Consider the following 12,584-nt stretch of genomic DNA (forward strand, 5'->3'; position numbering starts at 1 on the left):
ACATGCACAAAATCGTCGCCCTTTGGGCCATCCCACGCTCAACCTCGACCGCGTTTGAATGGATGATGCGTCAGCGCGGCGATCTGGACTGTCTGCATGAACCTTTCGGCGAAGCCTGGTATCAGGGCGAGGATCCCATGTGGCCCCGGTTCAAGGAAGGTGAGAAAACAACGCCCGGCCTGACCCTTGAAAGCGTGTGGACGAACGTCAGGGCCCGCGCCGAGAAAGGCCCTGTCTTCATCAAGGATTTCCCGCATTATATCAACCACATGTGGGATGCTGAGTTCCTGTCTCATTTCACCCATGCTTTCCTGATCCGTGACCCGGCCAAAACGATCACGTCGATGTATAACAAATGGCCCGATTTCGACGAGTTAGAGGTCGGCTTTCCCGAGCAACGCGCGCTTTACGATCTTCTGACTGCCTTGAACGGAACGCCGCCGCCGGTGATCGACAGCGATGATGTGCTGGAGAACCCGTACGAAATGACCCAGGCCTTCTGCGAAGCCGTCGGGATCCCATTCATCGAAGAGGCGCTGAGCTGGGAGGCGGGAGGCGATCCTTCAGCGCATAGCTGGTGGGACGGAGGATCCTTCCACGCAAACCTCGCCAAATCGACCGGCCTTGTGCGGCAGGAACGCAAATATGTCGATCTTTCCAACACCCCGGATCGCGTCCGCCGCGTTCACCGCCGCATGAAGCCGCATTACGACCATCTGTTCCGCAACCGGATCCGGGTGTCGGAAACTGTCTGAGGGATAATGCAACCGGCTAGGCTGAAAGAGGGTTTTTCGACCTAACAGGAGATCGTACATAATTAACATAACTTTGCTTATAGGGTTTCAATGTGAAGCAGCAAAGTTAAAATGTCCCACATTAGCAAAGTAGAAGTGTCACACTTCTCTGTCGAGCAGGCAGGATTGGAGTGTGGCGGTGGGATTGGTTGTCATGAGCGAACGCGAGCTTAATCGTATAGAAGTGCTGAGCCAAGTCTCCCAAGGCCGCATGACGGTGGTTTCCGCCGCAAATGTTCTTAACTTGAGCCGCAGACAAGTTCACCGTTTGCTCAGGGTTTTCCAGACTGATGGTCCGGCTGCGCTGCGTCACAAGGCGCGCGACCGTGGATCCAACAATCGTATTGATCCGGCCGTTCGAGAGTTTGCCCTGGTACTCGTCAAAGAACGATACGCTGATTTTGGCCCGACACTGGCAGCTGAGATGTTGTTGGAACATCATGATCTGAGCGTCTCGCGCGAGACGCTGCGCAAGTGGATGCAGGCAGACGGAATCTGGTTATCTCGCAAACAGCGCAGGACGTTCCACCAGCCGCGCTTGCGCCGGGAATGCTTGGGCGAGCTCATCCAGATCGACGGATCTGACCACCTGTCATTGTGCCCTTAATTACTGGACGCAGATACATTCAGGGACATTTGATCCGATTTTGTGCCCTTAATTCTCGGATATCCACAGGCTAGCGGCGGCTATTCTCAAGGGTGAGATCAGCACATCGGAGCAATTCCGCCCGGTCCGCATTTACCCCGAGTTGTTCGATTGCTTTTTTCGCAGCCGCCAGAAAATCGGGTTTCGTTGTGTTGCCGGATTTGCGTGCCGGGATCCAGGCCTTCTGAATTCTGCGATCATCATTCGCCGAGCTCGGCGAACTGTATGACAGGTGAACCAGTTGATCGAATAAATTGCGTTGACCAGGGAATACCATGCGTAGCCTTTCTCCTGCGGCAGGATCACGACGCATCGCAATAGATACGGCCACCAATGGTCGCGTCATCAATAGATGAACAGCAGCAAGCATAGCATACCGGTCATGGCGGGATTTAGAGCAAAGCCCCGCGTGACGAAGCTCTGGTGCAAGTACCCGTACAACCTGTAGCGCCAAGTTCAATTGCCGACCAACATGCTGACTTCCGCGCAAATACAGTTGCTCCAACCACGCTGCGCCCTTTGAAGCTCGGACTTCCAACCGTGCCGGAACTTGGGACTCTTCACCTGGCGCCGTGCCGAAAGGTAATAAGCCAGTACCACAGGAATTACACGTCATAGACCATGCGTAGCGCCAATGATGCAGAGAGATGCCGGGCACTATCCGCGCGCACGTCGGGCAGTACTGAAAGTCTGAATAGGATACACACTCGACTGGAAATTCCGCGCGACGCTCGAGCAACATGGCCTGCATGTCACTCGACGGCAGATGAGTCAGAGCACCGAACCGTTCAATATTTGCGCCTCGCAGATCGTGACTGGTCTCCGGCGGCTTATCACCCGAAAACCCGAGATAGCCAAGCAATTCAGGAACAGAGCAATAGTTGGCCGCAGCAAGCCGGGTGACCCAACTTGACAACAATTCGTCTTGTAGCGGCGGTGGGCGCCTCGGCAGCGGACGAATAGTCACTAGGACGCTGGAACGAGCTGTCTTCGAATGTTCCAGCTGTGCTTTGCCCAGATTGGTTGCCAGGCTTGAACCGCCTCATCCGTGATACGCTCCTCGCCTGTCTCGATAGCGTCTATCGCAAGCGCCTTGACCATCGTGAATACTCGCGACGTAACACCGCCTGTCACACCCAGAATGGTTCGAAGCGAATGCACACTGAGGCTGGATCCGCGTTCCAATTGCATTGCAGCAATCAGCGTCTGGATAAGACGAGAGAATTCGATATCGTCTTCCCAGAGTGGCAAGAAATGCTCGTCCAGACGTCGGGCCAGTTGTTCGTCGCCGCGAATGGCGTCGACTGCTTCATTCACACCAAATACGACGAGAGATGCGCAAAGATCATTCGCGAGGAACCGCAGCATATTCAGGAAACGCCGTTGCTCGCGATAACTGCCCGCCAGCAAGTTGTGGACCTCGTCGATCATGATCATTTTCAGATCCATGTCGCGCAAATGGCTGAGGGCGCGCACCTCCAGTTCGGACACGGTGTGCCGTCCCCACATAGGCGCCCCGATCGACGCCAGAATGTGCTGATAAAAGCGCCTCTCGTCGGGCGCTGGTGGTGCCTGCAACAACAGGATGGGTGTTCGCGTGACACCGATGTCTGCCGCGTATTGGGTTGGGTACAGGCTTTCCATACGCTTAGCGATCATGGTCTTTCCAATCCCTGAACTGCCGTAAACCATGAGACCCGGCATCCGGGACTGTTTTGGCATCTCCATGAGAGAAGTGAGCCTGTTGAGTACAATATTTGCGCGATCAAATGCGATCCACCGGTCACTGCGGACCTGATCAAGTCTTTCGTTTGTTTCCATAAATGTCATCTATCGGGTAGGTAGGAAGATCCGGGTTACTGGTATCGATCGCGAACATCTCGCGGGACGGATCACGTTTGGTTTTGTCGTCAGGAAGTCGCGCTTGACGTTCACCTTTCAGCCGCACCGCCAAGGTTTTCTGCTTGGCCGCGTGCGCGATGCGCCTTTGTTCTTCAATAATCTGAAACAGCATCGACTCCGGGATCGGCCCGCCTTGGCGTTCGTGAAATATCGAGCGCGCACGCCGCGACTCCCAAAGTGAAATCCGTGGCCGCGACAAGTTCTTGTAGCGCGCTACTATGGTCCGTCCGTGGTCATTTACAGCCCAAATCTGGGACATATCACGAGGGTCGTACTTGACAGTAACCTGCCCGACGCCGCGGCCGATCATTGGGCCAAATGCGTCGCTCCAATAGCCGACAGAAAACAGTTTGATCCCGGTTCGAGCGAGCTGCCGACGTTCTGAAGGAAGGAAGCTGATGCGAAACGCCTCGGAATCGACAACCTTTCTGCCTGCGCCATCACCACCGAGGTCTGCCCAAGCCGCCAACGGCGCTCTCCCCAATCCCCCGTGACGGGTGTTGTGATAGCGACATATCTCCAGGTGCAGCCAATCCTCGAACTCCTCCAATGTCATTGCTGCATTGCCGGAGCTATCGTATTCCCCCTTGTCCTGGGGGGAAGATTGCGTTGTTCCCGGAAGTACATGAACTGCACCCATGGTCGTCCCTATCAGACGTTCGATATGGCCACCATAATGCGCCCGACCCGGTGGCCTGTACTCGACTGAAATTCCCCAATCTGCACAGGCCGACTGGAAGGCGTCGCTGCGGAAATCCTGCCCGTTGTCAACATGAACGGCTCGCGGAATCCCAGCGGCAGGCCAATACAACTTCTCCAGTATCTCCGGCGTGCGGATCGACTTCGTTCGCACGCAATGATGCAGACACAAACCGATGGACAAAACGGACGGCGTATCGAAACTCACATACACACCCAGAACAACGCGGGTCGCGACATCGATTGCGAGTGTCAGCCAAGGTCGTCCCAATGGCTTACGCTCGAATTTATCGACGAGAATAATGTCGGCCAGAGTGTGATCGATTTGGACGACTTCCAAGGGGCGCTCCACGTCCAAGCCCCCTACCCTCGGTTCGAAAGCTTGCCTCGCCGCCTTAGCGCCTCTTCGTTTCCGCATCACTTCGCGTTGATCTATAGCGTCGACACGCGATTTGATCGTACGTCGAGTGGGAGGCCGATAGCCTCTCGATGCGCACTCCGCCCGGATCTCGTTGACAATCCTCAGAAAACTTGGAGGTTCAGGAACAAGGTAGTGTTGACGTAACACACGCTCGATAATGCTCTCTACATCCGGTTCCAAGCGGCGTGAGCCATGCTTTGGACCGCGTCTTTTGGGGAGCAAGGAGCTCGCGCGCCCATCACTAGTCTTGAGACGACGGTAAAAGTCCCATGCAGTGCTTCTAGAAACGCCCATCATGTTGGCCGCTTCCAATAGCGGCGGTCCTATATCTTGCCCCGCCTTCTCAAGTTCCATTATTGGACGCAACGTGTTGGCCCGTTCAACCGCGAGCGCTCTTTCTTCTGGGTTCTCTACTTCACTAGACAAGATCATCCCCACACGATTTATCCACAGGACACTCCGTCCGGGAAATAAGGGCGCAGTCCGACAATTAAGGATACAGTCCAGAAATTAAAGGCACAATCAAGCACTGATTTTGCTCTACTTTATTAAGCCAGCGTCCAGTAATTAAGGGCACAGTGACACCACCGCTGGTTCGAGGATCGCGCCCCGCCCTGCACGCTGCTTGTCTTCATCGACGATGCGACCAGCACATTGATGCAGCTACGGTTCGTGAAGTCGGAAAGCACTTTCAGCTATTTCGAAGCGCTTGATGGCTACCTGGCTGATCATGGTCGCCCTGTTGCCTTCTATTCCGACAAGCACACCGTGTTTCGGGTAGCGCAGCAAGGTGCAAAGTCGGGCCATGGCATGACCCAGTTTGGCCGGCCTTTGAATGAGTTGAACATCGAGATCCTCTGCGCCAACAGCAGCCAGGCCAAGGGCCGTGTCGAGCGTGCCAACCGCACGCTACAAGATCGGCTGGTGAAGGAATTGCGGCTCGCTGGGATCTCGGACATGGAAGCCGCAAACACTTTCCTGCCGGGATTCATGCAACGTTACAACGCCAGGTTTGCCAAATCGCCGCGACGACCGGACAATCTGCACAGGGCCCTGAATGTCGAGCCCGACCGTCTGCGGGACATCCTGTGCTGGCGCGACGAGCGCTACGTCGACAGGAACTTGGTGCTGCGCTACGACCGCAAGCGGATAACGCTTGAAGAGAACGACCTCACCCGTGGCCTCGTTGGCAAATATGTGGACAGCTATGAATACCAGGACGGTACGCTGGAATTCCGCTCAAAGGGCGTTCCACTGCCCTACTCTGCGTACGACAAAGATCAACGCGTGAGCCACGCGGCAATCATCGGGAACAAGCGACTGAGCGCGGTGCTGGAGCACATCAAGCAAGAGCAGGATAAAGCACCACCGAAGAAGCACCGCGTCGGCACTCAGGCCACACGCTACAACCCAACAGGTCGGCGCAACAACGGCTGGAACTCAAGGCTTGCGAAAGCAGCGAAAGAGAAGCGCGCAGCCAGCCAGGGCTCCGATGTTTGAGGTCTCTATCCTGTCAGGCTGCACTACCGTTCCACGGCAACTGGGACATTTCTACTTTGCAGACCAAGTGACATTTCTACTGGGTTGCAACATAATGCACATCGGTATTTACGCCCGCATGTTGACCCCGTTTGCATCATAGATGGGTCCGCCCAGAACTTCGGCATCATAGAATTCACCCAGAATTTCCACCTGAAGCGCCGTGCCCGGAGCGGCATGCTCGGTCGCGACATATCCCATCGCCATGGATCGCCCGACCCGGTGGGCAAAGCCGCCGGATGAGACATATCCAACAGCGGCGCCGTCTTTCAGGATCGCCTCGTCATTTGAAACGTCAATCCCGTCCACGTCGATCGTCATTGTCACGAGTTTCTGCTTCACGCCCTGTGCACGCGACGCCTCAGTCGCATTTTTACCGACGAAATCTTTCTTCCAGTTGATAAACGCGTCCATTCCGCTTTCGACCGCATTGAAATCGGGACGGAATTCCAGGGTCCAGACGCCCCAGCCCTTTTCCAGCCGCATCGACATCAGCGCCCGCGCGCCGTACCAGCGATAACCCAGATCGGCCCCGGCCTCTTCTATGGCCTCAGCCAGACGCAGCAGGTATTGTGGTCTGCAGTAGATTTCATAGCCCAACTCGCCGCTGAACGAGATGCGACTCAGAATTACCGGAACCCCGGCCACAAAGGTCTGACGCAGGTCACGGAATTTGAACGCGTCGGCCGAGACATCCTCGCGCATCAGGCGCGCCAGCAAGTCGCGGGATTTTGGACCAGACAGCGCGATGCCGTGCCAGTCGTCCGAGACATTGGCATAGGTCACACCGTCGGGCAGGTCCTTTTCGAACCAGCGGCGGTGCGCCTCTTGCATTGCACCCGAGCCGAAGAGGATAAAGTGGTCCTTGGCCAGACAGGCGACAGTCAGATCTCCGTACAGTTTGCCCTTGGGCGTCAGCATCGGCGTCAGTGTCAGGCGACCCGGTTTGGGCACATATCCGGCCAGTACGTGATCCAGATATGCACGCGCGCCTGCGCCCTTGAATTCATGCTTGGCAAAGTTGGCGATCTCAATCCCGCCCACGGCCTCTTGCACCGCCTTGACCTCGCGCGCGACATAGTCGTGGCTTCGATTGCGCTCGAATGTCGGGTCCTCATGGGCGTCTTCGGGGCCATCTGCGAACCAAAGCGCGTTTTCCAGACCGAACCCCTGCCCCATCCGCGCGCCCTTGGCGACCAGCCGGTCATAAAGCGCGGTGGTTTTCTGCATCCGGCCCTTGGGCAAGGTTTCGTTGGGGAAGGTCATCACAAACCGCCGCTCATAATTCTCGGACGATTTGACCGTGCCCCAGTCGGGCGTCGCAAATTCGCCGAACCGCGCCACATCCATGGCCCAAACGTCGATCGAGGGTTCGCCGTCGATCATCCACTCGGCCATGGTCAGGCCGACACCCCCGCCCTGACAAAAGCCCGCCATGACGCCAACCGCGACCCAATAGTTCTTCATCCCCGGTACCGGTCCGATCATCGGGTTGCCATCGGGGCCAAAAGTGAACGGACCGTTGATCATGTCCTTGATCCCGGCCTGACCGATCGTGGGGATACGTTCGAATGACATCTCCAGCCGGTCAGCAATACGGTCGAGGTCGGGTTGCAGCAGTTCGTGACCAAAATCCCATGGTGTGCCACCCACTTTCCACGGGGTCGATTTCGGCTCGTAAGTACCCAGCAGCATCCCCTGCCGTTCCTGCCGGAAATAGATGTTGGCCTCATAATCGATCCCGGCAGGCAGGCGACCGGCCTCACCCATGCTTTCCATCCGCTCGGCGATCTGAGGGATTTTTTCAGTGATCAGATAGTGATGTTCCATCGGCTGCACCGGCAGATGGATGCCGGACATATGCCCCACCTCACGCGCCCAAAGGCCGCCGCAATTGACCACATGCTCGGCGTTGATCCGCCCTTTGGGCGTGGTCAGATCCCAAGACCCGTCGGGTCGCTGAGACATTGCCGTCACCCCGCAATGGGTGAAATATTGCGCCCCATGCACGCGGGCGGATTTGGCAAAAGCATAAGTGGCCCCAGACGGATCAAGATCACCATCCTGATCATCCCATAGCGCCGCATAATAGTGTTTCGGATCGATCAGCGGGTGCCGTTCGGCCAATTCTGACGGAGAGATGAATTCCTGATGCAGCCCCATATAGCGCGCTTTCGAGCGTTCGCGTTTCAGGTAGTCATACCATTCCTTGGTCGAGGCCGCGTAGAACCCGCCAGTGATATGCAGGCCGACCGAATGGCCCGATGTTTCTTCAATCTCTTTATAAAGATCAATGGTATAGCTTTGCAGGCGACTGATATTCGGGTCAGAACTGATCGTGTGAATCTGCCCCGCCGCATGCCAGCTTGAGCCCGAGGTCAGCTCGTCCCGTTCCAGAAGCACAACGTCTTTCCAGCCAAACTTGGCCAGGTGAAACAGGATCGAACAGCCAACAACGCCGCCGCCAATTACAACAACCTTGGCGTGGGACGGCAGCGGTTTGCCGATGGCGGTTTCGTCTTTTTGAATCTCGGGCATGGGGGTGTTCCTTACATCATCCGGGTCGCGGCAAGGGGGCGATCAGTACCAGGCATCGGGAAGGGCTTCTTTGCGTTTGGCCACAAACGCCTCCAGGGCTTCGCGCGTGGCCTCTTCGATAGGCGGCGCTTCGTAGTCCTTCAGCATCTGGGTCCAACGGTCATAAGCGCGTGTCCGCATGTCTTTCGCTCCTTCATCCTCCCAGCTTTCGACATTCTCGCTGTGGCTCAGCGCGGGTTCATAAAAGGCGTTCTGATAGTGGCGCATGGTGTGACCGCAGCCCAGGAAATGACCGCCGGGGCCGACCTCGGTATAGGCGTCGCGGGCCAGTGCCTCATCCGAGGTATCCAGCCCTTGGCTGAGAACCTTTTGATAAGACCCCAACCGGTCCGCATCCATGATCAGCTTTTCAAACCCAGTGCACAGGCCGCCTTCCAGCCAACCGGCTGAGTGCAGGACAAAATTCGCCCCGGCCAGCATGGTCGAATGCATCGAATCCGCGCTTTCATAGGCGGCCTGCGCGTCCTCGATCTTGGATGCCGTCAGCGAGCCACCACAGCGCAGCGGCAGACCCGCGCGGCGGGCCAGTTGGCCGATGGCATAGTTCGAGATCACCGGCTCGGGCATGCCAAAGGTCGGCGCCCCGGATTTCAGTGACATCGACGACAGGAAGTTGCCCAGAACAAAGGGCGCGCCGGGTCGGATAAGCTGAATGTATGCACAGACCATCATCGCCTCTGCCATGGCCTGCGCGACCGAGGCGGCGGTCGAGACCGGACCCATCGCCCCCGACAGGATGAACGGCACGACGATCATGCCCTGCCCCCGGCTGCTGTAAACCCGCGCGGACTCGGTCACCACCTTGTCGACCAACAGCGGAGAATTGGTGTTCACATTCCCCATGATGACGCAGTTTTCGGCCATCACATCGGCACCGAACACAATCTCGGCCATATCGACACTGTCTTGCGCGCGGCTCATCTCGGTGATTGCGCCCAGATGGGGTTTATCACTCAGCGTCATATGGGCCAGCAGCATGTCCAGATGGCGCTTGCTGACTGGCACGTCGCAGGGCTCGCAGGTGACAAAGCCGCCGTGATGCAGGTTCGGGTGCATATAGGTCAGACGCACAAGGTCCTGAAACGCCTTGATGTCGCCATAACGCCGACCGCCGTGCAAATCGCGCACAAACGGCGCGCCGTAGATCGGCGCGAAGACCTGATTGCGCCCGCCAATCCGAACCGAGCGTTCGGGATTGCGGGCCAGTTGCGTAAACTCGCGCGGGGCCTTGGCGCACAGGCTGCGGATCCAGTCCGCCGGGGCACGCACGGTATCGCCTTCGATCCGGGCCCCTTCCCTTTTCCACAATTCCAGCGCCTCGGGGTCGTCGCGAAAGGCGATGCCGACATCCTGAATGATCCAGTCGACTTGCTGCTCCAGCCGGGCAACCTGCTCTTCGTCCAGCAGGTCGTAATACGGTGCTTGCCGTTGGATAAACGGCGACGCTGTCTGCGTGTCCTGTCGTTGTCTGGATCCCCGTGCGCGCCGTGCCATTGCAAACCCTCATCGACTTGTTCGCGCATAGTCATACTGCGCAAACGCCCGTCTGTGACGGTTGAAAAGAATGATCTTTTGCATAAGCTGAATTTATGCAAAACCTCTGGTCCCAACTCGCATCCCCCCGCCATCTGGTCGTGTTCGAAGCTGCCGCCCGGACCGGGTCATTCACCAAAGCTGCGCAAGAGTTGAATGTCCAGCAACCGGCAGTCAGCGCTTCGATCAAGCAGCTTGAAACCTCGCTTGGCGTGATCCTGTTCCGGCGCAGCCATCGCAGGATCACCCTGACAAATGCGGGAACGCGATTGTTTGCCGATGTGACCCGCGCGTTCGAGATGCTTTCGCATTCCGCATCCTCGATCCGGCAGTTCGCCAGCAATGACCACGTGACACTCAGTGCCTCTTCGGCCTTCAACAACTATTGGCTGGTGCCGCGTATTGCCTCGTTCCAGCAAAAACACCCCGATATTGACCTGCGCCTGCAATCCAGCGACCGCGAGCCTGACCTGACCGTCGAAACCATCAGTCTTGCGGTGCGGCTAGGCGATGGCAACTGGCCGGATTGCGAGGCGCAGCTGATCTATGACGAGATTATATACCCCGTAGCCGCCCCCCGCGTCATGGCCGCCGCAGTGACCTTGCGTAGTGTGCCGGGCCTGTTGAACCAGCGCCTGATCCATCTTGAGGAACCCATCCGCGAGCGCCCCTCGTGGGATCAGTGGTTCAGCGCGTTCGGCATATCCGAAGTTACGCCCCGCAGCGGTCTGCGTCTCAACGATTACGCATTGGTTTTGCAGGCGGCGATGGCGGGCGAAGGGTTTGCCTTTGGCTGGCACCACATCGTCGAACATCTGGTGCAGCAAGGCGTGTTGGCCGCGCGCCCGGAATGGACATGGAGAACCGGCAAAGGCTTCTATCTGGTCTGGTCGAAATCCCGCCCCCTGACACCCGAGGCCCAGAGTGTCCGCGACTGGATTCTGTCGGCCCGGACGGTTGACTGAGGCCGCTACCCGGTATCCGCAAGGCAGTCATCCACGAACGGGTGTTCGACCGCCGGCCAATAGGGAAGTTTGCGCTTGTGCAGGGCGATGTCACGAAACGCGGGCTGGGTTCCGCCCGGACTGGCGACCTGCAGGATGTGATCCGAGATTTTGCTGAACGGGCCGTAGAAATGGAACAGAGATTTCACCGCCACCGCCGATTTCTCGGCCAGTCGGATACCCATCTGTTCAAACGCTTCGGGGTGGTACACCTGAACGCGCAGGTCGTTGACCAGCAGGTCGATATGGCCGTCCAGACGCAGCCAGACCACGGTGCCCATCGGCTCTAACCCGGTTCCCAGATGCTGACCCAGACCTGTTGCGATATTCATGACCGTCGCCCGCAGATCAATGGGATCGCCTGAAACCGCGCTTGTCTTGCCGCCCAGCCGAACGGTCAACGTGCTGCCGATACCCGCATCCTGACAAATGCGAACAACGCCGGGGTCCCAGAACATCCCGCTGGCAAAATTCCTGAGCCCACGTTCCAGCATGGCGGCCAGCAGATAGGTGGCATCGCCGGGTGCGCCGCCGCCCGAATTGTCACCCATATCCGCCAGAACACACAGCCCTGCGCGCGTTCCTACCTGATCCAGCGCGCTGTCGATCGGCAGATAGTCAGTGGTCACCCGGTGACGCAGATCGAAAAACCGACGGCCCAGTGTCTCGGCCAGTTGGACCGCAAGTTGCGGCTGATTGTCGGTCACGACCAGCATCCGCGCGCCAACATCCGCAACATCCGCCCATGGAAACCCGTGGCTGAGTGACACCGACAACACATCGGGCGCGGACTGAGCGGTGGCCATTTCGGCCACAAAATCCTTCATCGCCCCCGCTTTCGTCAGATAAAGATTCACCATCCGCGCATCATAAAACGCCATGCAAGGCACGATCTCACCCACATGGGCGCGCCGGGCCAGGTCGAACAGCTCAGCCGCGCAGGCGGTTGCGTCGTCATGGGGGTATTCCCTGAAATGCACGATCAGATCGCTGGCCTGCAGCATCCTGTCGGTGAGATGAGAATGCAGGTCCAGAGACACCCCAATCGTGGCATTCGGGCACAGTGCACGGGCGCGGGCCAAAAGGTCGCCTTCGCAATCCTCGATATGTTCGGCCACCATCGCGCCATGCAGTTGCAACAGAATGATATCTGCACCGCCGCACTCGGTCAGATCAGACAGGATCTCGCCGCTTAATGCATCATAACAGCTGCGGGTGGTCGGCCCGGCAGGTTCGGCAATGGCGGCCAGACTTTCGATGACCTGCCACCCCAAGGCTTCTGCTTTTGCGCGCCACAAATGCAACGCCTCGGTCATCAGGTTGGGCGGTTCCTGCGTTGCGGTTCCGTGGCGCAGAAAATACTCCTCGAACCCCGATATCGCGGTTGGCATTGTGCAGAACGTATTCGTCTCGGTCGATAGCGTTGCAATGAAGAGTTTCATGGAATC

8 protein-coding genes and 2 pseudogenes are annotated in these 12,584 nt (G+C 57.7%); 4 read left to right on the plus strand and 6 right to left on the minus strand.

The annotated features are described in order from the left end of the window. Window positions 1-2: 2 nt before the first annotated feature. Both ACR0MO_RS07035 and ACR0MO_RS07040 read left to right on the plus strand, forming a co-directional pair. Window positions 3-755: a sulfotransferase-like domain-containing protein gene (locus ACR0MO_RS07035; protein ID WP_480890374.1), complete on the plus strand. Its 753-nt coding sequence runs from the start codon at window positions 3-5 to the stop codon at window positions 753-755. A gap of 178 nt (window positions 756-933) precedes the next feature. Further along, a pseudogene (locus ACR0MO_RS07040) lies at window positions 934-1,383 on the plus strand (helix-turn-helix domain-containing protein); the annotation flags it as partial. A gap of 88 nt (window positions 1,384-1,471) precedes the next feature. On the opposite strand, the gene ACR0MO_RS07045 reads toward ACR0MO_RS07040, so the two are convergent. The 3 genes from ACR0MO_RS07045 to ACR0MO_RS07055 are packed head-to-tail and all read right to left on the minus strand — an operon-like array spanning window position 1,472 to window position 4,381. After that, a complete protein-coding gene (locus ACR0MO_RS07045) occupies window positions 1,472-2,407 on the minus strand; it encodes a TniQ family protein (RefSeq protein ID WP_480890377.1) in 936 nt (311 codons plus the stop codon). After that, window positions 2,407-3,261: a TniB family NTP-binding protein gene (locus ACR0MO_RS07050; protein ID WP_480890378.1), complete on the minus strand. Its 855-nt coding sequence runs from the start codon at window positions 3,259-3,261 to the stop codon at window positions 2,407-2,409. The genes ACR0MO_RS07045 and ACR0MO_RS07050 overlap by 1 nt, the downstream gene beginning before the upstream one ends. Next, window positions 3,239-4,381, minus strand: coding sequence for a transposase (locus ACR0MO_RS07055; RefSeq protein ID WP_480890381.1), 1,143 nt, complete (start codon window positions 4,379-4,381; stop codon window positions 3,239-3,241). The genes ACR0MO_RS07050 and ACR0MO_RS07055 overlap by 23 nt, the downstream gene beginning before the upstream one ends. 666 nt (window positions 4,382-5,047) lie before the next feature. Here ACR0MO_RS07055 and ACR0MO_RS07060 point away from each other — a divergent pair. Further along, window positions 5,048-5,962 (plus strand): annotated as a pseudogene (locus ACR0MO_RS07060) (ISNCY family transposase); the annotation flags it as partial. Between the two features lie 108 nt (window positions 5,963-6,070). On the opposite strand, the gene ACR0MO_RS07065 reads toward ACR0MO_RS07060, so the two are convergent. Both ACR0MO_RS07065 and ACR0MO_RS07070 read right to left on the minus strand, forming a co-directional pair. Then, window positions 6,071-8,539, minus strand: a complete 2,469-nt coding sequence (locus tag ACR0MO_RS07065; protein ID WP_480890383.1) for a GcvT family protein — start codon at window positions 8,537-8,539, stop codon at window positions 6,071-6,073. Window positions 8,540-8,581: 42 nt separating this feature from the next. Continuing rightward, window positions 8,582-10,093 (minus strand): trimethylamine methyltransferase family protein, encoded by a 1,512-nt coding sequence (locus ACR0MO_RS07070; protein ID WP_480890386.1) that lies wholly within the window; start codon window positions 10,091-10,093, stop codon window positions 8,582-8,584. A 95-nt stretch (window positions 10,094-10,188) separates the two neighbouring features. On the opposite strand from ACR0MO_RS07070, the gene ACR0MO_RS07075 reads away from it, so the two are divergent. Continuing rightward, on the plus strand, window positions 10,189-11,097 hold the full coding sequence (locus ACR0MO_RS07075) for a LysR substrate-binding domain-containing protein (RefSeq protein WP_480890389.1): 909 nt from the start codon (window positions 10,189-10,191) through the stop codon (window positions 11,095-11,097). 5 nt (window positions 11,098-11,102) lie between these two features. Here ACR0MO_RS07075 and ACR0MO_RS07080 read toward each other — a convergent pair whose 3' ends face one another. Continuing rightward, a complete protein-coding gene (locus tag ACR0MO_RS07080) occupies window positions 11,103-12,578 on the minus strand; it encodes a M81 family metallopeptidase (protein ID WP_480890392.1) in 1,476 nt (491 codons plus the stop codon). Window positions 12,579-12,584: the final 6 nt, after the last annotated feature.

Source organism: Ruegeria sp. K5 (assembly GCF_056531805.1).